This window comes from Pseudomonas sp. PNPG3 (assembly GCF_023093815.1).
GTDB lineage: Bacteria > Pseudomonadota > Gammaproteobacteria > Pseudomonadales > Pseudomonadaceae > Aquipseudomonas > Aquipseudomonas asiatica.
In genome coordinates this window covers 1-240 of record NZ_JALLKV010000316.1, presented here as the reverse complement: position 1 = coordinate 240, position 240 = coordinate 1, and the positions used below count along the sequence as shown (strand labels likewise).

Genomic DNA, 240 nt, shown 5'->3' with positions numbered 1-240 from the left:
CATCATTATATGTTAAATCAATCAAACCATTTTTGAAGAATAAACAGTTTTTCTTGAACGTAAATACGCTAACTTTGTCAGAAGATTGAATCATCGTAATCAGCGCATCATATCCTTGATTTACGTCGGTTTCGTTTAAGCGCAAACTTGGAATAATTTTAGCGAGAATACTGCGATAAACATTGATACCTTTTTCCCAAGTAAAATCCTCTTTTTGAAAGTACAAATCATCATTGTTAA

At 31.2% G+C, this 240-nt stretch carries 1 protein-coding gene; it reads right to left on the bottom strand.

The features are described 5' to 3' along the window. On the bottom strand, nucleotides 1–240 hold a 240-nt coding region (locus MJ643_RS31200), incomplete at both ends, for a hypothetical protein (RefSeq protein WP_247727385.1).